The sequence below is a fragment of the Exiguobacterium sp. s28 genome (assembly GCF_018618135.1).
Lineage (GTDB): Bacteria > Bacillota > Bacilli > Exiguobacteriales > Exiguobacteriaceae > Exiguobacterium > Exiguobacterium mexicanum_A.
In genome coordinates, this window is record NZ_JACSLL010000006.1 from 117,349 (window position 1) to 135,111 (window position 17,763).

19 protein-coding genes are annotated in these 17,763 nt (G+C 55.4%); 8 read left to right on the forward strand and 11 right to left on the reverse strand.

Annotated elements, in window-relative coordinates:
* Positions 1-6 precede the first annotated feature (6 nt).
* From KNP78_RS08540 to KNP78_RS08550, 3 genes are read right to left on the reverse strand one after another with little or no spacing between them, the layout of a single operon-like run.
* Complete coding sequence (locus KNP78_RS08540; RefSeq protein ID WP_214823658.1) at positions 7-1,107, reverse strand: ABC transporter permease; 1,101 nt, start codon at positions 1,105-1,107, stop codon at positions 7-9.
* Positions 1,094-2,233, reverse strand: coding sequence for an ABC transporter permease (locus KNP78_RS08545; protein WP_235420211.1), 1,140 nt, complete (start codon positions 2,231-2,233; stop codon positions 1,094-1,096). Before KNP78_RS08545 ends, KNP78_RS08540 begins: the two co-directional genes overlap by 14 nt.
* A gap of 5 nt (positions 2,234-2,238) precedes the next feature.
* Positions 2,239-3,171: an ABC transporter ATP-binding protein gene (locus KNP78_RS08550; protein WP_034778822.1), complete on the reverse strand. Its 933-nt coding sequence runs from the start codon at positions 3,169-3,171 to the stop codon at positions 2,239-2,241.
* 146 nt (positions 3,172-3,317) lie between these two features.
* On the opposite strand from KNP78_RS08550, the gene KNP78_RS08555 reads away from it, so the two are divergent.
* Entirely contained in the window at positions 3,318-3,716 is a 399-nt protein-coding gene (locus KNP78_RS08555; protein WP_034778820.1) for a hypothetical protein, read from the forward strand.
* A 55-nt stretch (positions 3,717-3,771) separates the two neighbouring features.
* Entirely contained in the window at positions 3,772-3,969 is a 198-nt protein-coding gene (locus KNP78_RS08560; RefSeq protein ID WP_034778818.1) for a CsbD family protein, read from the forward strand.
* A gap of 39 nt (positions 3,970-4,008) precedes the next feature.
* Here KNP78_RS08560 and KNP78_RS08565 read toward each other — a convergent pair whose 3' ends face one another.
* From KNP78_RS08565 to KNP78_RS08595, 7 genes are all read right to left on the reverse strand, one after another.
* A complete protein-coding gene (locus KNP78_RS08565; RefSeq protein ID WP_034778815.1) occupies positions 4,009-4,932 on the reverse strand; it encodes a CAP domain-containing protein in 924 nt (307 codons plus the stop codon).
* Between the two features lie 113 nt (positions 4,933-5,045).
* A complete protein-coding gene (locus tag KNP78_RS08570) occupies positions 5,046-6,281 on the reverse strand; it encodes an exo-beta-N-acetylmuramidase NamZ family protein (RefSeq protein ID WP_034778813.1) in 1,236 nt (411 codons plus the stop codon).
* 173 nt (positions 6,282-6,454) lie between these two features.
* Positions 6,455-7,213, reverse strand: coding sequence for an ABC transporter permease (locus KNP78_RS08575; protein WP_034778811.1), 759 nt, complete (start codon positions 7,211-7,213; stop codon positions 6,455-6,457).
* Positions 7,213-8,061 carry an ABC transporter ATP-binding protein gene (locus KNP78_RS08580; RefSeq protein ID WP_034778809.1) on the reverse strand — a complete coding sequence of 283 codons (849 nt, stop codon included), beginning with the start codon at positions 8,059-8,061 and terminating at the stop codon, positions 7,213-7,215. The genes KNP78_RS08575 and KNP78_RS08580 overlap by 1 nt, the downstream gene beginning before the upstream one ends.
* A complete protein-coding gene (locus tag KNP78_RS08585) occupies positions 8,058-8,261 on the reverse strand; it encodes a PLD nuclease N-terminal domain-containing protein (protein ID WP_084592848.1) in 204 nt (67 codons plus the stop codon). The genes KNP78_RS08580 and KNP78_RS08585 overlap by 4 nt, the downstream gene beginning before the upstream one ends.
* A 106-nt stretch (positions 8,262-8,367) precedes the next feature.
* Complete coding sequence (locus tag KNP78_RS08590) at positions 8,368-8,781, reverse strand: universal stress protein (RefSeq protein WP_034778808.1); 414 nt, start codon at positions 8,779-8,781, stop codon at positions 8,368-8,370.
* Between the two features lie 109 nt (positions 8,782-8,890).
* A complete protein-coding gene (locus KNP78_RS08595) occupies positions 8,891-10,372 on the reverse strand; it encodes a SulP family inorganic anion transporter (RefSeq protein ID WP_052090155.1) in 1,482 nt (493 codons plus the stop codon).
* A 224-nt stretch (positions 10,373-10,596) separates the two neighbouring features.
* Here KNP78_RS08595 and KNP78_RS08600 point away from each other — a divergent pair, with 224 nt between their 5' ends.
* Genes KNP78_RS08600 through KNP78_RS08625 form a run of 6 tightly spaced genes read left to right on the forward strand, consistent with a single transcriptional unit; the run spans position 10,597 to position 16,322 of the window.
* Complete coding sequence (locus KNP78_RS08600; RefSeq protein WP_052090154.1) at positions 10,597-10,914, forward strand: ArsR/SmtB family transcription factor; 318 nt, start codon at positions 10,597-10,599, stop codon at positions 10,912-10,914.
* 13 nt (positions 10,915-10,927) lie between these two features.
* Positions 10,928-11,287: an arsenite efflux transporter metallochaperone ArsD gene (gene arsD, locus KNP78_RS08605; RefSeq protein WP_214823660.1), complete on the forward strand. Its 360-nt coding sequence runs from the start codon at positions 10,928-10,930 to the stop codon at positions 11,285-11,287.
* A gap of 14 nt (positions 11,288-11,301) precedes the next feature.
* On the forward strand, positions 11,302-13,059 hold the full coding sequence (gene arsA, locus KNP78_RS08610) for an arsenical pump-driving ATPase (protein WP_214823662.1): 1,758 nt from the start codon (positions 11,302-11,304) through the stop codon (positions 13,057-13,059).
* Complete coding sequence (locus KNP78_RS08615) at positions 13,056-13,334, forward strand: Fe-S cluster assembly protein HesB (RefSeq protein ID WP_214823664.1); 279 nt, start codon at positions 13,056-13,058, stop codon at positions 13,332-13,334. Before arsA ends, KNP78_RS08615 begins: the two co-directional genes overlap by 4 nt.
* A gap of 30 nt (positions 13,335-13,364) precedes the next feature.
* The gene (locus KNP78_RS08620) at positions 13,365-14,651 is read left to right on the forward strand and encodes an arsenic transporter (RefSeq protein WP_214823666.1); all 1,287 of its coding nucleotides are present in this window, start codon (positions 13,365-13,367) and stop codon (positions 14,649-14,651) included.
* Between the two features lie 12 nt (positions 14,652-14,663).
* Positions 14,664-16,322: an FAD-dependent oxidoreductase gene (locus KNP78_RS08625; protein WP_214823668.1), complete on the forward strand. Its 1,659-nt coding sequence runs from the start codon at positions 14,664-14,666 to the stop codon at positions 16,320-16,322.
* A 181-nt stretch (positions 16,323-16,503) separates the two neighbouring features.
* Here KNP78_RS08625 and KNP78_RS08630 read toward each other — a convergent pair whose 3' ends face one another.
* A complete protein-coding gene (locus tag KNP78_RS08630) occupies positions 16,504-17,634 on the reverse strand; it encodes a GGDEF domain-containing protein (protein ID WP_034778795.1) in 1,131 nt (376 codons plus the stop codon).
* Between the last annotated feature and the right edge of the window lie 129 nt (positions 17,635-17,763).

Here is a 17,763-nt window from a genome sequence, read left to right on the forward strand (position 1 = left end):
CCTTTTTCATGTGAGCGGCCGTTTCTTCAACGTCCAGGCGCTGAGGAGGAAGATGACGAGCGCCATCCCGAGCATGATGAGGACGGATTGGAGTGGGAAATGGTCCTCGTACATTTGGGCGACCCCGTAATTGAACCAGTACGTCGGCAAGAAGCGTCCGACGACCTGGAGCGTATCAGGCAGCCACGTCAGACTGATGAAGGCACCGCCGGTGATGGCAGCAGCCATCGTGACGGACGTTTGCCAAATATTCGCTTTCTCCCGGTTCGTCGCCAGGATGGCGATGAGCGACCCGATGGCGAGACAGACGAATAAATAGACGATAAACAACAGCGTGAGGACAGGTAGGTGCGCGAGTATGTCCTGTCGATAGAGGACAACGCTGAAGGCGAGCAACATGAGCACGTAGAGCAGCCCGACCGCGCAAAACGACACGAACAGCGAACCGATGTAACGCCGGGGCGTGACCGGGGCCGCAAATAGGCGCGAATAAATCTTCTCGTCCCGGTCGTCGGCGACGAACAACGGGATGAACTGAAGGAACGCCGACATCATGACGAACGACAAGAGGCCGAGGAACGCCTGCGTCCGCTCCGTCGTCGCCACGCTCTGTTGGAACGGCTCACTCGAGAGGGTATAGCCGTTTTCCGTCTCACGTTCGGCGAGCTCGGTGAACCGTTCCTCGTCAAACTCACTTGCGATCAATAGTTGTCGCTCACGGGACAAGTGTGAATTGAGCGCTTGTTCAATCAATGCGGCGTCACTCCCTTCGGTCGCACTGAACGACAATCGCGGTGTCTCGCCATCCAAGAGCGCCTCGCTGAATCCGTCCGGAATCACTAAGACGATGTCTTGTCCTTGTAGCAACGCTTCATCCGTCTCGTCCGTTTCGAGCGGTGTCACCGAACCGAACCGTCCCGCCTCTTCAATCACACGACCGGCGAGTGTTCCGCCGTCGCGGTCGAGAATGCCAATCGAGGCGTTCAAGGCGGACGTCGAGCTGAGGAACGACAGGATGAGGGCGAATCCGAACACGGAGACGAACGTGAACACCCATAGCCCTTTTTTTCGGAGCATACGTTTGGCGACATGTCTAAATAGCACCACGGCGGTTCACCCCTTTCCATAACAGCAGGCTGATCCCGGCAAAGACGAATAGATGGATGGCGAGCCAACCGAGACTTTGCCAAAACACGGACGTGTCTCCACCGCGCAAGAGCACCTGAAGCATCCCTTCCCGCATGAAGATCGGCATGAAGACGTACTTAGCCCACGGCACGACGCTCAGCGTCACTTGGTCGAAACCAGGGACATAGCCGCCAGAGAGAATCATGATGATAGCGACGAACCCGTTGACGATCGCGTCTTTCGTCGCGCGCGAGATACGGGGCAAGCTTGAGATGAAGAAACCAAACGCCGTACCGTATAAAGCGAGGGCGAGCCAAGAGACGAACAATAGACTGAAGTGAACGTAGTCGAGCGAGAAGCTGCGATACACGAAGTGACTGAACCAAAACACGAGCACAAGTTGCAGGAAGATGAGCGTGTATCGGCTCAAGCTGCGGGCCAGGCGATACTCGATTCGTTTGACGGGAGCGGCTTGGATCCGAAGATAGCTCCCCGTCATCGGTTGCTCCTCACTGAGCATGCCCGTGATGTAGAAGGCGCCGAACAGCGCTGTCATGATGGAAATCGTGACGGTGAAATATTCGAGTGACGTCGGGGTCCGGCCCGACAAGTCGACGCTCTCACTGTCGATGAACGACTCAGGCGTAAAAGGGGCGGAGACGCCCGCCTCAGCGAGTGTGATTTGCTGATTGGCGACGTCCGTATATTGCCGGAGCACGGCCTCGAGCACATCGAACTCGATCGTCGACGGTTCCTCGTACAGTAAGCGCACGTCAGGACCGTCCAAGTGGAGAGTGACGTCGGCATCACCGTCATTCACGCCGGTCTCGGCCGCGGCCAGACTGTCATACGGGACGAGACGGATAAACTCTTTTATGTCATCGTCGGCGAGGAACGTCTCGAGCGGTACTCGATAGTCGTCGGTCGACTGTTCGACGTAGGCGACGTCCGTGACCGGGAGCGAGAAGTTGCTGTTGAAGATGGCCGACAACATCGTGCCGAGCCCGAAGATGAGAATGATTGGGAAGATGAGCATCCAAAAGATGGTCGAGCGATCACGCAGTTGCTGTTTGACATCGTATTTGATGAACGTCCATAGTTTCATCGGACTCACTCCCTAAGTGTCTTGCCGGTCAGAGCCAGAAAGACGGTATTCAAGGACGGACGGTCGACGGTGATCGAGGTGAAACGGACCCGTTCGTCATGGAGCACGTCAAGGAGCGGGGCGAGCGGGGTGTCTTTCTCGAGCGACACTTCGAGGAACGGTTCCTCGTAATCGACTTTCTTCACTCGCTCGAGCGATTCGAGACGTTCGAGGAGGCCTGGGGTGAGAGCGTCGACTTTGATGCGGGCCGTCTCGAGCGTCATGACTTGGTCTTTCAGTTCGTCTTGTGTCCCTTCGGCGATAATCCGCCCTTCATCGACGATGGCGACGCGGTCGCAGAGCATTTCGACTTCTTCCATGTAGTGGGACGTGTAGATGATCGTCGCCCCGCGTCGATTCAACTCGCGGATGTTCTCGAGGATGGTGTTGCGCGACTGTGGATCGATGGCGACGGTCGGTTCATCCATGAAGATGAGTTCGGGCTCGTGCACGATGCCGCAGGCGATGTTGAGACGACGAAGGAGCCCCCCGGACAGTTCCGGCGGACGTTTCTTTTGATGCGCGGTGAGTTCGACGAAATCGAGGGCAGCCTCGGTCTTTTGTTTCGCTTCAGACGGCTTGAAGCCATATAGCTCAGCGAAAAATTGGATGTTTTCAAAGACGGTCAGCTGATCGTACACGGAGACGTGCTGTGGGACGATGCCGACGCGCCGTTTGATCGTCAGTTCGTCCTTCGGCATCGCGTGGTCGAAGATTTTGATTGAACCGCTGTCGGCCGGATATAGGTTGAGCATGACCGAGATGGCGGTCGTCTTGCCGGCCCCGTTCGGTCCGAGCAGGCCGAACAGTTCGCCGGCCTCGACGTGAAGTGAAAAGTCGTTCAAGGCAATCGTCTCGCCGAACCGTTTCGTGACGTGATCGAGGGCGATGATGGACACGTGGACGCAACTCCTTTCAACTCAAGAACGTGAAATAGCGTACAAGGTTTTGTTCCCGTTTGCAGGAACTTCCGAACCCGTTGCCGAATAAAATATAATAGTCGAATTATTCAGACAATTAATGGAAGTCGAAGTGAGGGATCGCGATGAAAAAGTGGCAGTTCAATAAAGAAGAGTCGAGTGAGAAGTTTCCGGACGAGATGGCGTGGGCGTTGTTTTGTACGGTCGAGCCGAAACGGATGGACACGACACTCCCGTTTTATTACGACGAGTCGGTGTTCCGTTTCTCGAACGGGACAGAGTCGTTCTACTTCAAAATCTCACCAAGTTATCACGAGTTCGAGGTGAACGTGAAAGACGCGACGGGGGAGTTGCTGTATTATCAGCTCCTCCGAACGGTCGGGAAAGTCGAGGTACTCGAGGATCGACGCGACCATGGCGAGCTATTGATTGTCATGAACGAGGACCGGAACCGCACGGTGACGACGATCGAGCTGACCGTCCGCCCCCGGTTCCGGGTGCTCGTCAAAGAGCATTATGTTTGAGTTTTCCTCAGAGTGGTACATGAATTAGACATGATATCACGAGGAGGAGATTTACATGAAAGACGGACTTAACAAAAAAGTCGATGGCTTAATCGATAAAGCGGCAGGCAAAGCGAAAGAAGCGGTCGGCAAAGCGTCGGACAATCAATCGCTCAAACGTGAAGGACAAAAAGATCAAGTGAAAGGGACGGCCAAAGAGAAGACGGGCCAAGCCCAGCAAAACCTTGAAAGCCTGAAAGACGAACGCCGCTAAAAAACCGGGAAGTCGCAATCAATGCGACTTCCCGGTTTTTCATTTGGTCAAAAAGACTTGGACGTGAATCGTCGACCCTTGTGCGTTCTTAGCGGCGCCGACACCGAGATGCGTGAAGTTCTCGTTCAAGATGTTGGCGCGGTGACCTGTCGAGTTCATCCAGGCACTGACGGCTTGCGCGGGGTCGCTCGATCCCATGTAGATGTTCTCACCCCAACCGCGATAGCTGACGTTATAGGCGTCGAGCGTATTCCCTAGGCTTCCGTTCTCACGGAGCTGGTGGGAGAATTGTCCCGTCCGTGCCATCTCATCCGCGCGGACCTGGGCGACGCGGTTCGCCTCGCTCGACGCGGAGAGCGCTGACAAACCGGCCGCCTGGCGCTCTTCATTCGTCTCGGCCAAGACGCCGCTCGCCGGTGCTTTGAACGTGATGTGCTTCGCTAAGATATAACCGGTCTTCGTCCCGATGCGTACTTTATACCAGCGCGTCGTGCCCGTGTATCGATACGAGATCGTCTCAAGCTTCATCCCTTGACGGAGGAACACGACGTTCGGCGAGGTCGTGAGCGGACGCGACTTCAAGTAGACGCTCGACGGGGCGACGTAGGTCGCCTTCGTGAACGCGACTTCGGCTGTCGATAGTTTGACGTATGCGGCCGGAACGTATGCGTAACCTGTGCCCCATTGAATTTTGTACCACCTTGCCCCGTTCGTCGTGAATGACGTCCGGACCATCATCGTGCCGTCCCGAACAATTTTACCTAAACTTGTCGCGGAGCTTGACGGTATTTTCCGGACGTTGAGTTGACTGATTCCCGTGACGTAACCTTTCGTGTTGACGGCCGTCTCACGATAAGACGCCTCGACCGTCGTCGGATTGACGGTGAGCGAAGTCGATAGCGGGGTAAATGTGAACGCGGTCGCCAAGGCGGCAGCGAGCAATACTGAGGCAGGTTTTTTCAAAATGGGAAGCTCCTTTTTCGATAATATAACCATATAATATATTGAATAGGGCGATAATGGGTATTACCATTTGATTACAAAAAGAGGCAGACTCCGTTGAGCCTGCCTGGTTGTCATTTGTACAGCAAATACTCTTTCCGAATCGGCAAGAACGCATCGCGCTCGGCGTCGACTTTGTCCATGATCGCCTCGAGCGAATCGCCGGCGAGGATCATGTCTTTCACGTAGGCGTTCCCGGTCAGTTTCGTGATGAAGTCGTTGGCGAGGAACTCGAACTCGTCCGGATACAGGTCATGCGCCGTCTTGACCATGGCGATGCCGGTCTTGACCGCTTCGAACTTCGTCGGCTCGGTGACGTACACTTCGACGCCGTGCGACAGTTTGCCCGCGTTCTTCGAGAAAGTCGGTGTGAACGAGGCAGCGCGGAACGTGACGCCCGGAAGCTCGAGTCCGTTCAACGTCTTGGCGTAGTCATGCGCCTTCACGTACGGGGCACCGATCAACTGGAACGGCTTCGTCGTGCCGCGTCCTTCCGACAGATTCGTCCCTTCAAACAAACCGGTCGCTGGATAGACGTTGACCGTGTCCGTCGTCGGCATGTTCGGTGACGGCATGACGAACGGGAGTCCCGTGTCCTCGTACAACATCGAGCGCTTCCAGCCTTTCACCTTGACGACTTCGAGGTCGGCCTGAAGCTGATATTCTTTGTTGAACAAGCGTGCCAACTCGCCGACGGTCATGCCGTGTTTGAGTGGAATCGGATAGAGGCCGATGAAGCTCGAATAGGCCGGGTCGAGCACCGGTCCTTCGACGCGGAGCCCGCCTTGCGGGTTCGGCCGGTCAAGGACGACGAACGGGATGTCATTCTCGGCCGCGGCTTCCATCGCATACGCCATCGTGTAGATGTACGTGTAGAAGCGGGTGCCGACGTCTTGAATGTCAAAGACGAGCACATCGACGTCTTTGAGCATCTCGGCCGTCGGTTTCTTCGTCGCGCCGTACAGGCTATACACCGGAAGCCCCGTCACTTCATCGATGTATGAGCTGATCGTCGATCCGGCTTGTGCATCACCGCGGACGCCGTGCTCCGGTCCGTACAGTGCCGTCAGTTCGAAATCATCGGAGTTGTGGAACAAGTCGACGATGCTCGTCATGTTGGCATCGACCCCGGTCGGATTCGTGATCAGTCCGACTCGTTTACCCGCCAAGATTTCAGGATTGTCCATCAACCGGTCGACCCCGAGCTCGACTTTCGGCTTTTTCGGGACAGACTTGGCATCGGCATCGAGCAATACGACTGATGACGTGACGAGCGTGAGGGCGGCGAGACCGCCAATCCATTTCTTCATAACAGTTCCTCCTCTAAAATGTAAGCGCTTCACTACTTACTCGAAAGTGTACCATTTTGTATTTTTAATTCAATGATATGTAACATAAATAGGAAATTATATTTCTTAATTTGATTCGTTGTACCTAAAAAGCCATCGGAATTTTCCGATGGCTTTCACATGATGCTTGCAACTCAAGATGAACGGCTGATGAACAACAACCGTCTCGAGGCGATGAACAACGTGGCGGCGATCAATAAGATGCCGCTGACAATAGGCCAAACGAGCAAACTCTCGCCCATGAGCACCTCGGCCGATAACGAGCCGAGCCGCCATGGCATCCAATCCCACTCGAGCCAACCGAGGAGGAGCGACATGATGAAGTGGAGACCGAGCGTGATGACGAGGGCGACGAGTCCGCTCTCGAGCAACGCCGCAAGCATGAAGAAAATCGACAGCTGGACGACGAAATGGAGCATGAGCAGTCCGGTCGCGAGCAAAAAATCGGTGACATTGAACGAATCGAACAAGACGATCGTGTAGTAGGCGGCACTCAGTTGGGCAAGTCCGATCGCGATCACGGCGAGTAGCGAATAATGTCCCCATTTGCTGAGGACGATCCGCGTGGCCGGAATTTTCAGTGATTTGAGCCAGGCGAGCGTGCCGAGCGACCGTTCGTGGCTGAACGTATGCATGGCGGACAAGAGGACGACGAGCAGTCCGATTTGCCGCAACTGTTCGCTCGCCGACATGAGCACTTCTTCCGGTGACGGGGTCGGGATCTCGATGACCGCACCGTCCGGCAAGTTGCCGCCCGAGGCTAATATGTCCGGGAGGAAGTAGAGCGTGAGCGGCTGCATGGCCGCAAGCAACATCAAGGCGATCGGTACCCAAATCATCCGCTTATTGCGCCATGACTCTTTCCACTCTTGTTTGAAGATGGCCAGTTTCATCAGGCGTTCACCTCCAAGAAGAGTGACTCGAGCGATGGATGCCCGACATGGAGCGATTGGAGCCGGAGACCACGTTCGAGGAGCAATTGGAGCAGCGCCCGTTCCGTCACGTCTTTCGCATCCGTCTCGAGTTCCCACGTCGTCCCGGAGCGGGTGACGTGACTGACACCGGGGAGCGTCCGCCATTCCTCTTCCGTCAAGACGTCGTTGAACAGACGGACTTGGATCGAGGACTTCGAACCGAGCAAATCGGTCACGGTCCCTTCCATGAGCAGGCGCCCTTGCCGGAGCAGGAGCACCCAGTCACTCGCTTCCTCGGCGTCAGGGAGCACGTGCGTCGAATAGAGAATCATCCGCTCCCGCTTCAAGTCGCTCAATAAGTCGAGCACTTCCCGGCGGCCGCGCGGGTCGAGCGCCGACACCGGCTCATCGAGCAGTAACAACTCCGGGTCATGTACGAGTGCCTGAGCGATGCCGAGCCGTTGCCGCATGCCGCCGGACAAGTGCGCTGCTGGCCGATCGACGGGCTCGAGTCCGACCCGTTTCAGCAGATTGACCGGGTCGACACCCGTTACCCCGGTCAACTCGGCCGCATAACGGATCGTCTCGACCGGGGTGAGCGATGGATAGAGCGCTGGCCGCTGCGGCAAATAACCGATACGAATGGCGTCGTGCCCGACGATTTGACCCGACGTTGGTGTCGTCACGCGGGCAATCATGTTGAGCAGTGTCGTCTTGCCGGCCCCGTTCTCCCCGAGGAGCGACGTGCAACCCGGTCGGAGCGAAAAGCTGACGTCGTCGAGCGCGGTGAACGTGCCGAATCGTTTCGTCAGTTGGGTGACGTTCATCGTTTCGTCCGTCCCCATAGGAAGTAGACGATCGGGCCGAGGATGTTGATGAACAAGATGACGAGGAGCCACACCCACTTCGGTCCGTTCGTCTCTTGTCGTTTGAGCAGGTCAATCAAGGCGACGACGAGCAAGATGAGCTGCAGGACGAGGAGAGGTAATAAAATGAGCAATAAATTTGAGTCGTTGGCAATATCCAATTATGTTCCTCCTTCATAAATGAGTTCACTATCCCATTCCACACCTAGTACTTATTTCCTGTATGGAACAGAAAAAATCCCTTTCTCGGCTGAGAAAGGGTGACCATCATTTGACGATGATGACCGGGGCGAGAGCGCGTTTGGCAAGCTTATGGCTGACGCTGCCAAGCACGAACTCTTGGAACGTGTTCAGTCCGCGTGAACCGACGACGACGTACTCGTACGGCTGATGGTTCGCGTATTTGACGAGCTCGACGTCGGGTTCGCCGCGAAGTTCGATATATTCATATTCGAGCCCGGCTGCAACGATTTGATCGAAGAGCGGTTGTAACATCAATTTTCGCTTCGCTTCGAGATCGAGTTTTCCGGTCGAGTTGAGCGCGGCTTCTTTCGATTCTTTGGCGCTGACGACATGGACGATGTCAATCGATGCGTCTGATGCCTTGGCGAGCTGAATCGCTTTCTCAAGCGCCCGCTTCGAGTGGGCAGATCCGTCTGCCGCTAAAAATACCTTTCCCATTGAAACGTCCTCCTCTTTCACACAATCTACTTTTAGTATATGCGATTTTGTAGAGCCATGGATAAAAAAATGGGAGTGAACGCGAATGTCCACTCCCGTAGAGACCAAATCAATGGCCAGCGTTTGCTTCTTGTTGTTTCAAGTGAAGCGCGAGCGTATTGAGAAGTTTCTCTGAATCTTTGTTCAAGTTCAATAGTTCCGGCTCGATCCCGACTTCGCGATACTTGAAGACGACTTTATCGATGGCACCGATGGCCGAGTCGTCCCAAAGATGGGTATTCGAGAAGTCGATCGTGACGTGTTTGACACCGGCTTCGGCGTCTTCGGTCACATCGAACTGATTGACGAATTCAGACGTCGAGGCGAAGAAGAGCTGACCGTTCACGATGTAACGGGCACGATCGGCGTCTACACTGCGATCGAGTTCGACTTTCGAGATTTTTGCGGCGAAGAGGATTGCTGCCGTCAAGATCCCGGCGAATACACCGAGTGACAAGTCGTGGGTGACAACCGTGACGAGCACCGTCACGAGCATGACGACCGTATCCGATTTTTGAGCGGTACGCATCGCTTTGAGCGAGCCCCAGTCAAACGTCGCATACGAGACGAAGAACATGACACCGACGAGAGCGCCGACCGGGATGAGCATCAATACATCGCTCATCGTCATGATCATGAGGAACAACGCGAGTCCGGCGACGAACGTCGACAGACGGCCGCGAGCACCTGACGAGACGTTGATGACCGATTGGCCGATCATCGCACAACCTGGCATCCCGCCGAAGAAACCAGCGATGATGTTGGCGATCCCTTGACCGCGCGACTCACGATTTTTGTTCGAGTCCGTACCTGTCATGTCATCGACGATTTGTGCCGTCAACAGCGATTCGATCAATCCGACGAATGCGAGGGAGATCGAGTAAGGAAGGATGATCATCAACGTGTCAAACGTCAACGGGACGTTCGGGAATAAAAATTCCGGTAGCGTTGCTGAGATCGTTCCCATATCACCGATGTTTTTCGTATCGAGACCGAGCGTGATGGCGAGCACCGTCATGACGACAATGGCGACGAGCGGGGCCGGGATCATTTTCGTGACACGCGGGAATAAGAAGATAATCGCGAGTGACGCGGCAACGATGGCCCAGATGATCCAGCTCTCGCCTTCAAAGTTCGACAATTGCGCTTGGAAAATCAAAATCGCGAGCGCATTGACGAAGCCGACCATGACGGCGCGCGGGATGAATTTCATCAACCGGGCGATGCCGAAATAGCCGAGCGCGATTTGAATGATTCCCGTCAAAATACCGGCCGCGAGCAAGTACTCGAGACCGTGATCCGCGACGAGCGAGACGATGACGAGTGCCATCGCACCGGTCGCGGCCGAAATCATGGCCGGACGACCACCCGCGATCGAGATGACCATGGCGATGATGAATGACGCGTATAATCCGACCATCGGGTTGACTCCCGCGATGAGTGAGAACGCGATCGCCTCAGGAATGAGTGCGAGCGCGACGACAATCCCCGCAAGGACGTCTGCCCGGACGTTGCCGAGCCAATCTTGTTTGATCGTATTCAATTTTTCCAAAAGAACACACCTCTCTATATATTTTTGACTTTGATCTCCGAGTCTCACGAAGATCAAACGCCGCATTATATGAAAGAAGTCGTTCGACCGACACATGTTTTCACAACGTGTTTCATCATACCGGATTTTTTCTGAAAAGACAATTGCCGCGAATGAAAAACTATGGTAATTTCATAACGTAAAGGTTATATAACGGATTTGTTATACAGAGAAGGAGAATGATGATGCATACGGTAGATGATTTAAGTAAAGTGCTCAAAGTGCTCGCCGACCCGACCCGCTTGACGATGCTCAAGCAAATGCAGGCAGGAGAGCAGTGCGCCTGCAGTTTTGTCGACTGTTTCGACATCTCGCAGCCGGCCATCAGCCGTCATTTGAAGATGATGCGCCAAGCGGGGCTGTTGTTGGAACGCCGCGACAAGCAGTGGATTCACTATCGGTTGAATGAGACGAGCCCGTTCTATGCGATCGTCGTCGAGCTGCTCGACAACATCGAGACGGTCGATGCGAGTTGTGACTGTGACGCTGAGTGTGCGATTTAAGGAGGAGTCAACGATGAAACTTGAAGTGTTCGAACCAGCCATGTGCTGCCCGACCGGACTGTGTGGTCCGTCGATTGATCCCGAACTGACGCGGATCGCGACCATCCATTACGTATTGAAACAACGCGGCTTTGATGTGGCCCGTTATAACCTCGCCTCCGAGCCGAACCGCTTCGTCGAGAACGCCCATGTCCAAGCTGCAATCGCGAACGGGCTTGAGACGCTTCCGCTCACGGTCGTTGATGGGGACATCGTCAAACGGGGTGCCTATATGACGAACGAGGAGATTGCCGAATTGACAGGACTCCCGGTCGAGTCGTTCGCCGCGCAAGAAGGCGAGAAACCGAAAGTTCGCATCACGCTCAAAAAATAAGGAGGCGCGTCAGAATGAATCGCTTTGACTTCACGACAATCGAGCCGACTCGTTACGTATTTTTGACCGGGAAAGGCGGTGTCGGCAAAACATCGACGGCGTCGAGCCTCGCCTTGACGCTCGCTGACCGCGGAAAACGTGTCTTGCTCGTCTCGACCGACCCGGCGAGCAACCTTCAGGACGTGTTCGAGATGGAACTTGACGAGACACCGCGCCTCGTCCCGGAAACCGGTTTGTTTATCGCGAACTTCGACCCGGAAGAGGCAGCGCAACAATACATGGAACGTATGGTCGGCCCTTATCGCGGCGTGTTGCCGGACGTGGCCATCCAGTCGATGGAAGAGCAACTGTCCGGTGCCTGTACGGTCGAGATTGCGGCGTTCGACCAGTTCACCGAGCTGTTGACGTCCGAGTCGGCACGTGAGACGTACGATCACGTCATCTTCGACACGGCACCGACCGGTCACACGCTGCGGTTGTTGACGTTGCCGAGCGCGTGGGATGAGTTTTTAGAGACGAACACGACTGGTGCGTCTTGCCTCGGTCCGCTCGCCGGCCTAGCCGATAAGCAACTGCAGTATAAACGGGCCGTCGAGACGCTCACCAACAGCCAGGAAACGACGCTGTTGCTCGTCGCCCGTCCCGAGACGTCGACGCTCGTCGAGGCGGCGCGAGCCGCGACCGAACTTCACGCGATCGGGATCGAACAGATGCAACTCGTTATCAACGGCATCGTCGCAGTCAAAGAAGGGACGGATCGCTATACGAAACGGTTCATCGAGCGTCAACAACAAGCGCTCCGCGAACTTCCAGACGGCGTCGCCGACCTCGAGACGTTCACGTTGCCATATGCCTATGAGAACCTCGTCGGTGTCCCGGCGCTCCGCCGTTTTGTGAACGGAGAGACGGTCGCCGTCCCGGATACACGTTATGACACGAACCGTTACGGATCCATCGATCGTCTCGTCGACGAGATCGAGATGGACGGACCGAACGTCATCATGACGATGGGGAAAGGCGGGGTCGGCAAGACGACGCTCGCCTCGCTCGTCGCCGTCGCGCTCAGTGAGCGGGGGCACGCCGTCCATTTGACGACGACGGACCCGGCCGCGCATGTCGCCTTTACGATCGGTTTGGACGTCCCGGATACGTTCACCGTCGATGCGATCGACCCGAAAGTCGAGATCGAGAAGTACCGGATGGATGTGTTCCGGGAAGCGGGGGATATGAACGACGAGCAGCGCATGATGCTCGAAGAGGACTTGCGTTCGCCGTGCACCGAAGAGATCGCCGTCTTCCGCGCCTTCGCCGATCAAGTGGCGAAAGCGAAAGACCGCTTCGTCGTCATCGATACGGCGCCGACAGGTCATACGCTTCTCCTCTTGGATGCGACCGAGAGCTATCACCGCGAACTCGAACGATCGACCGGGGTCGTCCCGGAAGCGGTTCGCGACCTGTTGCCGAAACTGCGCGATCCGAAACAGACACACGTCGTCATCACGACGCTACCTGAAGCGACACCAGTGTATGAAGCCGAGCGGCTCGTCGCTGACTTAGAACGGGCCGAGATTCAACCGTTCGCCTGGGTCGTCAACCAATCGTTCACACCGCTCGACGTGACGAGCAAGTTGCTGACGGCGAAAGTCGCGAGCGAGGCGCCTTGGCTCGAGCGTGTGAGCGCCTATCCGCGCCCGAGGTTACTCGCATGGCAAGAACAACTGCCGGTCGGTTACCCGGCACTGTCACAACTACTAAAGGAGGAAGTTACATGAACATCACGAATGAAGCGATTGACTTTATGAAAGCGGCACTGGCCGAGGAAGCGACGAAATCGGTCCGCATCTGTACGGAAGCCGGGTGCTGTGGACCGACGCTCGGTCTCGTCGTCGCCGCTCCGGAAGCGACGGATGACGTCAAAGATTTCGACGGCCTCACGTTCGCCGTCGCGAACGACGCCGAAGCCATGGCGGAAAACGTCACGCTCGACGTCGAGTCGACAGAAGACGGCGTCAGCCTCGTGCTTCGCGGCTTGCAACAGACTTGCTAAACAAATAGAGAACTATTGGAGGAACTCATTGTGCAGTGGATTGCTAGTATTATCTTTTTGGTGACGCTCTTCCTCATCATCAAGCAACCGAAAGGCCTCGGCATCGGTTACTCGGCGATGGGGATGGCGGTCATCGCCCTTCTCACTGGGGTCGTCAATTTGGATGACGTCGGTACTGTCTGGGGAATCATTTGGAACGCGACGTTCACGTTCATCGCCATCATCATCATCTCGCTCATCTTGGACGAGATTGGATTCTTTGAATGGGCTGCCTTACATATGGCCCGCATCGCCAAAGGCGGTGGCGTCAAGCTGTTCGTCTATATCACGTTGCTCGGTGCGCTCGTCGCGGCGTTGTTCGCCAACGACGGAGCGGCGCTCATCTTGACGCCGATCGTGCTCGCCATGGTGCGGGCGCTCAAACTGCCGGACGCGGTCGTCTTGGCATATGTCATGGCGTCTGGATTCATCGCCGATACGGCGAGTCTGCCGTTCGTCGTCTCGAACCTTGTCAACATCGTCTCGGCCGACTTCTTCGGCATCGGTTTCGCCGAATATGCGGCGCGGATGGTGTTCGTCAACGTATTCGCCGTGGCCGGAAGTTTGCTCGTCTTGTATTTGTATTTCAAAAAGGACATTCCGAAGCAATACGATTTATCGAAACTCGTCGAGCCGGCCTCGGTCATCAAAGACCATCAAATGTTCCGTTTGTCGTGGGTCGTGCTCGCACTTCTCGTCATCGGATACTTCACGAGTGACATCATCGGCATCCCGGTCTCGCTCGTCGCAGGCGTCATCTCGTTGTTCTTCCTCATCATGGCGAACCGTTCACCGGCCGTGCCGACTCGGTCCGTCCTACGCGGGGCGCCTTGGGCGATCGTCTTCTTCTCGCTCGGGATGTATATCGTCGTCTACGGTCTGCAAAACGCGGGACTGACGCAAGTGCTCGCCAACTTCATCGACTGGTTCGCCGTGAACGCCTTCAGCGCCACGTTCGGGATGGGCTTCTTGGCCGCCATCTTGTCATCGGTCATGAACAATATGCCGACCGTCATGATTGACGCGCTCGCCATCGATTTGACGAATACGACCGGTCAGATTCGGGAAGCGCTCATCTATGCGAACGTCATCGGGTCCGACCTCGGTCCGAAGATCACACCGATTGGGTCACTCGCGACATTGTTATGGCTCCACGTGCTCCGTACGAAAGGGCTTAAAATCGGTTGGGGTCAATACTTTAAAGTCGGTATTATCTTGACGATCCCGACGCTCGCCATCACGTTGCTCGGACTATATATCAGCCTACTATTTTACTAAGGAGTGTTTTTTATGAAATTGGTCATCATCGGTTCAGTCGCCGCCGGTACATCGGTCGCGGCAAAAGCACGTCGTAACAATGAAGACGCACAGATTACGATTTACGACCGCGACTACGATATCTCGTACTCAGGTTGCGGCATTCCATATTATGTCGGAGGCGAAGTTGAGTCGCGCGACGATTTGACGCCTCGCGATGCGGCGTTCTTCAAGAAGCGCTATCAACTTGACGTCATGACACGACATAACGTGACGGCAATCGATGCCGACGCACAGACGATCACGGTCGAGAACCTCGAGACAGGCGAATCGTTCACGGACAGCTATGACCGCCTTGTCCTCGCGACAGGCGCCTCGAGCATCATCCCGCCGATTCCAGGTGTCGATTCGGACAACGTGTTCCCAATCCGTAACATCCAGAACGCGGAAGCGACGCGCAACTTCGTCGACGCGACGAACCCGAAGCACGCGACGATCATCGGCGCCGGGTTCATCGGTCTCGAGATGGCCGAGCAGCTCAAACTGCGCGGCATCGATGTGACGATCATCGAGCGTTTCCCGCAAGTGATGCCACCACTCGATAAAGACATGGCTTGTCGCGTCGAGGATCACCTCGAGAAGAACGGGATCGAGCTCATGCTCGGTGAGACGGTGACGGAACTCGTCGGTGATGGTCATGTCGAACGCGTTGTCACGGAAAGCGGCCAGACAATTGACACCGATCTCGTCATCCTCTCCGTCGGTGTCCGTCCGAACACGGAGCTGGCGAAATCGATCGGTGTCACAATCGGCGAGACGGGTGCGATCGCCATCAATGAGCGGATGGAGACGAACGTGAAGAACGTCTATGCGGCCGGCGATGTCGCCGAAAGTTTCTCGCTCGTCACGGGCAAACCGATTTGGCGTCCGCTCGGTTCGACGGCGAACAAGATGGGCCGTGCCCTTGGTGACCTCATCACAGGGGGCGACCTTGAACACCGTGGGATCCTCGGCACAGGCATCTTCAAGGTGTTCGGCCAAGCCGTCGCGCAGACCGGTCTATCGGAACGTGAGGCCCGCGGGCTCGGATACGACATCGAAGTGCTCCATAACACGAAACCGGACAAGCCTGCCTATATGGGCGGAAAAGACATGACGATTAAAGCAATCGGCGACCGAGCGACACGCCAATTGCTCGGCGTTCAAATCGTCGGCTTTGAAGGCGTCGACAAGCGCATCGACGTATTCGTCACGGCGATCACGTTCAAGGCGAAAGTCGATGATTTGTTCCATCTCGATCTCGCTTATGCGCCACCGTTCTCGACGACGAAAGACCCGGTCATGTACACGGGCATGGTGCTCGCGAACAGTATGGACAAAGCGGCTCGCCTCATCACGCCGGGAGAGCTGCAAAAGCGGATCGATGCGGGTGAGGACATGCAAATCATCGATACGCGCAAAGCGGCACAGTTCGAGAAGGCGTGTGTCGACTGCGCCGTCAACATCCCGCTTGGTGATTTACGTGCGGCCGCCAAAGATATGGACAAAGACAAGCCGACCGTCGTCTATTGCAACGGCGGTGTGACGGGGAACGCGGCCCAAAACGTGCTCCGTAACCTCGGGTTCACCGACGTCTATAACTTGTCAGGCGGAAACAAGAACTATCAACTGTTTAAAAAATACGGGAATTAACACAGACGACGTCCGAATCATTCGGACGTCGTTTTTTGTGTGCTGAGAAGTGCGGGGAACAGGATATTATCGGGTGTTGCATGAGAAGGACGAAACGTTCAAGCTGAGCTATCGTTGGTCCTTAGAGGCGTTAGAAGAATGGAAGAAACTCTAATGAACCCCTGATGCCGCGCATCAGGGGTTAGTTCGCTTTCTTTTCATTCCACTTGCCGAGTCGGTTGCGTCCGCTCCGTTTGGCGACATATAAGCCGACGTCGGCTTTTTTAATCAGTTGGCTCGACGTGGCGATTTTGGACTCTGACGTGCTGGCGATGCCGATGGAGACGGTGACGTCAATCAACGATCCGTCTGGCAATAAGAACGGCGTTTCGGCGATTTGCCGCAAATAGCGTTTGCCGATGACGAACCCTTGCGACAACGTGCAGTCGGCCAATAAAACCGAGAATTCTTCGCCGCCGTTGCGGCAGACCATGTCATCGGTCCGGGCGGTTTTCGTCAACCGGTTGCCTAATTCGACCAAGATGGCATCACCGGCATCATGGCCGTACGTATCGTTAATCGATTTGAAATGATCGATGTCGAGGAAGAGCAAGGCGACGTCTTGCGTTCCATTGATCACTTCTTCGTCGACGCGCTTCATCTCTTCCTCGAAGCGGCGGCGATTGCCAAGTCCGGTCAACGCGTCGGTGAAGGCCGCTTCTTTATATTTCGAGATGAGCCGTTCCGAGCGTTGGATTTTATGGATGCCCCCGTAGACGATATGGAGCAGGAATCCGGCCGAGTACCCGATGGTGATGAAGGCGAGGAGCGTCATCACATACGTTTCGATTTGATTATAATTGCTGACGTTTAATAGCGAGAACAACGAGATGAATCCGAGGCTGATCGCATTGACGATTCGGATGTCCCGCGCCGGCTTGATTCGTTCACGGAACCATAGGAAAGCGACAGCAATCGATGCGGCGAGCGTGTAGTCGAGAAACGTGATCAACAAAAGCGTCTCGCTCAAGATGAACGGCAAAACGAGAATGCTCGCGACATACGTGATGCGTACACCCGGCAGGCCGAAGTAGAGCGCCGACATGATGATGGGGACAAACCCGTATTGAAAGTCGGCTTGCGCGTTCCACAACACGCCGTGGAGGGTAATCACAATCGATAGCCCGGCAAGTAAGAAGGAGATGGTGACTTGACGCCGGAGCGGGAGCTTCGTCGTCACGCCCAGCTTCGTGAGGCGCGAAATGATATAGAGGCCCACCAGCAACAGACTGGCGTTGGCGATCAAGTTGTTAATGAGGTTCGTAAGTGACATATTTTAAAAATTCCTCCCCTAACTTCTATATATAGTCCAATCGACCAATAATGCAATCGTTTTTCAAATGGAAAATAGAGGGGGTTTCCCAACCGATGGCGCAAAGTGGAAGGCGTTAGGTGTTTGTCT

Excerpts from the sequence above, each read along its gene's own strand:
- arsA (WP_214823662.1), top strand. The coding sequence starts at position 11,302 with ATGAATCGCTTTGACTTCACGACAATCGAGCCGACTCGTTACGTATTT.
- KNP78_RS08560 (WP_034778818.1), top strand. The coding sequence starts at position 3,772 with ATGAAAGACGGACTTAACAAAAAAGTCGATGGCTTAATCGATAAAGCG.
- KNP78_RS08545 (WP_235420211.1), bottom strand. The coding sequence starts at position 2,233 with ATGAAACTATGGACGTTCATCAAATACGATGTCAAACAGCAACTGCGT.
- KNP78_RS08580 (WP_034778809.1), bottom strand. The coding sequence starts at position 8,061 with ATGAACGTCACCCAACTGACGAAACGATTCGGCACGTTCACCGCGCTC.
- arsD (WP_214823660.1), top strand. The coding sequence starts at position 10,928 with ATGAAACTTGAAGTGTTCGAACCAGCCATGTGCTGCCCGACCGGACTG.
- KNP78_RS08555 (WP_034778820.1), top strand. The coding sequence starts at position 3,318 with ATGAAAAAGTGGCAGTTCAATAAAGAAGAGTCGAGTGAGAAGTTTCCG.
- KNP78_RS08630 (WP_034778795.1), bottom strand. The coding sequence starts at position 17,634 with ATGTCACTTACGAACCTCATTAACAACTTGATCGCCAACGCCAGTCTG.
- KNP78_RS08575 (WP_034778811.1), bottom strand. The coding sequence starts at position 7,213 with ATGAAACTGGCCATCTTCAAACAAGAGTGGAAAGAGTCATGGCGCAAT.
- KNP78_RS08570 (WP_034778813.1), bottom strand. The coding sequence starts at position 6,281 with ATGAAGAAATGGATTGGCGGTCTCGCCGCCCTCACGCTCGTCACGTCA.
- KNP78_RS08625 (WP_214823668.1), top strand. The coding sequence starts at position 14,664 with ATGAAATTGGTCATCATCGGTTCAGTCGCCGCCGGTACATCGGTCGCG.
- KNP78_RS08600 (WP_052090154.1), top strand. The coding sequence starts at position 10,597 with ATGCATACGGTAGATGATTTAAGTAAAGTGCTCAAAGTGCTCGCCGAC.
- KNP78_RS08615 (WP_214823664.1), top strand. The coding sequence starts at position 13,056 with ATGAACATCACGAATGAAGCGATTGACTTTATGAAAGCGGCACTGGCC.
- KNP78_RS08590 (WP_034778808.1), bottom strand. The coding sequence starts at position 8,781 with ATGGGAAAGGTATTTTTAGCGGCAGACGGATCTGCCCACTCGAAGCGG.